The following is a 2,699-nucleotide window of genomic DNA, read 5'->3' on the forward strand; positions in this document are numbered from 1 at the left end:
GAAATCGACTCGGCTACTCAGCAAAATAACGTAGATACCAAAAAAGCGCAGCTTGGGATTTACGAAGCGAAGTTAAATTCGGCCAAAGTTGCACTTGAGATTTCAAAGACCAAATTTAAGCGCGAGCAAGAGCTTTTTGCCAAAAACGCAACCTCAAAAGAGGAGTTTGAAAACGCTAAAAATACCCTAGCCGCAAATGAAGCCTCGCTAAAAGAGATCGAGGCGCAAATCGTGCAGGCTAAAATCTCTCTAAACACCGCTCAAATCGACCTTGGCTATACTAAAATCACCGCTCCAAAAGGCGGCGTAGTGGTCTCCGTGCAGGTCGAGGAGGGTCAAACCGTAAACTCAAACCAAACTACGCCCACCATCGTAAATATCGCCGATCTAAGCAAAGTCCAGCTAAAAATGGAGATCGCCGAGGGCGACATAACTAAAATCAAGGTCGGCTCGAAAGTCGAATACTCGATACTCTCCGAGCCAAATCGTAAATTTTACGCCCGTATTAGCTCTATCGACCCGGGCCTCACCACGCTAAGTAACGGCAAATATGCCACTACTACAAGCTCAGGCTCGACAACCACAAGCTCGAGCAGCTCGGCGATCTACTACTACGCCAAAGCTATCGTAGATAACCCGGACGGCACGCTAAGGATCGGCATGACCACGCAAAATACCATCATCCTAGATAGCGCTAAAGACGCCGTCATCGTGCCCTCGATCGCTATCAAAAAAGAGGACGGCAAAAGCGTAGTTTACGTACTAAAAAAAGGTAAAGACGGGCTAGATACGGCCGAGCGAAGAGAGGTACAAACAGGACTAATCGATAGCCTAAAAACTCAAATTTTAAGCGGAGTAGAAGAAGGCGAGGAAGTCGTGACGAAGCGAAATTCGGCGGCTGAAATCAGCGAAATGTTTGAAAAAGAGAAAAGAAAAATGAAGTTCTAAGGCTAAGTCTTGAAAAATTTGATAGAACTTAAAAATTTAAGTAAGAAATTTAAACTCGGCGATAACGTGTTTGACGCGCTAAAAGACGTAAATTTAACCATAAAAAAGGGCGAGTTTATCGCTATCATCGGTCAAAGCGGCTCGGGTAAATCTACGCTCATGAATATCCTTGGCTGCCTAGATAACCCAAGCGGCGGGCAGTATTTGCTAGAAGAGCGCGACATATCCAAATTTGAAGGCGACGAGCTGGCGCGTTTACGCAGAGAAAAATTCGGCTTTATCTTTCAGCGCTATAACCTTTTATCTACGCTAACTACGCTGCAAAACGTGGCACTACCTAGCGTATATGCGGGCGTTTCTAAAAAAGATCGCGAGAAAAAGGCCGGCGAGCTTTTAGAAGGGCTCGGGCTTGGCGAAAAGCTGCAAAATTTACCCAGCAAACTTAGCGGCGGACAGCAGCAGCGCGTCTCTATCGCTAGAGCGCTCATAAACGGCGGCGAGATCATCCTGGCAGACGAGCCAACAGGCGCGCTAGATAGCAAAAGCGGCCTCATGGTGATGGAAATTTTAACAAATTTACACAAGCAAGGCCACACCATCATCATCGTCACCCACGATCCAAATATCGCCGCATACGCAAACCGCGTCATCGAGATAAAAGACGGTAAAATTTTGAGCGATACGGTAAAAAGCGAGGAAATTTTCGCCTCCGAAAAACCGGCGCCGAAGCAAAAAAATATCTTTAGCTTTTACAAAGATCAGTTTATCGAGAGCTTTAAAATGTCGATAAACGCGATCCTTAGCCACAAACTTCGCTCGGCGCTAACGATGCTTGGCATCATCATCGGCATCACATCGGTTATCTGCGTAGTAGCACTTGGGCAGGGCTCGCAGGAGCAGATCCTCTCCGATATCCGCGGTATCGGCACTAACACGATCGATATCCTAAACGGCAAGGGTTTTGGCGATATGCGCTCGGAGCGGGTGAGAAACCTGACCGTTAGCGATGCAGCGATGCTATCTAAGCAAGACTACCTAGATAGCGTCACGCCAAACGCCTCGGCTAGCGGCACGCTCACCTACGGCAATAAATCAGCCTCGGCTACGATTAAAGGCGGTAGCGAGGAGAGCCTAAACGTCATGGGCTACAAGGTCGAGGCCGGACGGGTGTTTACCGCCCAAGAGGTCGCAGAGTCGGCGTCCGTGATCGTGATAGATCAGCCAACTCGTGAGCAGTTTTTCGCAGACGAAGATCCGCTAGGCAAAACGGTGCTTTTTAACAAACGCCCCTTTAAAATCATCGGCGTAGTAGCCAAAAACGACAATATGTTCGCGGACTCCAGCACTTTGCGTACGTTTTCTACCTATACCGCGGTCATAAACAAACTAACCGGCGATAGGCATCTCTCATCTATCACGGTTAAGGTTAAAGATAACGTAAATGCGCAAATCGCCGAGCAGAGTTTAACGGAAATTTTAACCGCCAAACACGGCAAAAAGGACTTTTTCACTAGAAACTCCGACACTATCAAAAAAACGATCGAGGAGACGACTAGAACCATGACGCTACTGATCTCTTGTATCGCCTTTATCTCGCTGCTAGTGGGCGGTATCGGCGTGATGAATATCATGCTAGTCTCCGTAACCGAGCGAACCAAAGAGATAGGCATCAGGATGGCGATCGGCGCTCGCCAGGGAAATATCCTCGAGCAGTTTTTGATAGAGGCGGTGCTGCTGTGTCTCATCGGCGG

2 protein-coding genes are annotated in these 2,699 nt (G+C 47.9%); both read left to right on the forward strand.

The annotated features are described in order from the left end of the window. On the forward strand, positions 1–948 hold a 948-nt coding region (locus H740_RS09990; protein ID WP_002953650.1), incomplete at its 5' end, for an efflux RND transporter periplasmic adaptor subunit. Between the two features lie 18 nt (positions 949–966). Beyond that, a partial coding sequence (locus H740_RS09995) for a MacB family efflux pump subunit (RefSeq protein ID WP_034957968.1) occupies positions 967–2,699 on the forward strand: 1,733 nt, incomplete at its 3' end.

The sequence above is a fragment of the Campylobacter showae CC57C genome, assembly GCF_000344295.2.
Lineage (GTDB): Bacteria > Campylobacterota > Campylobacteria > Campylobacterales > Campylobacteraceae > Campylobacter_A > Campylobacter_A showae_B.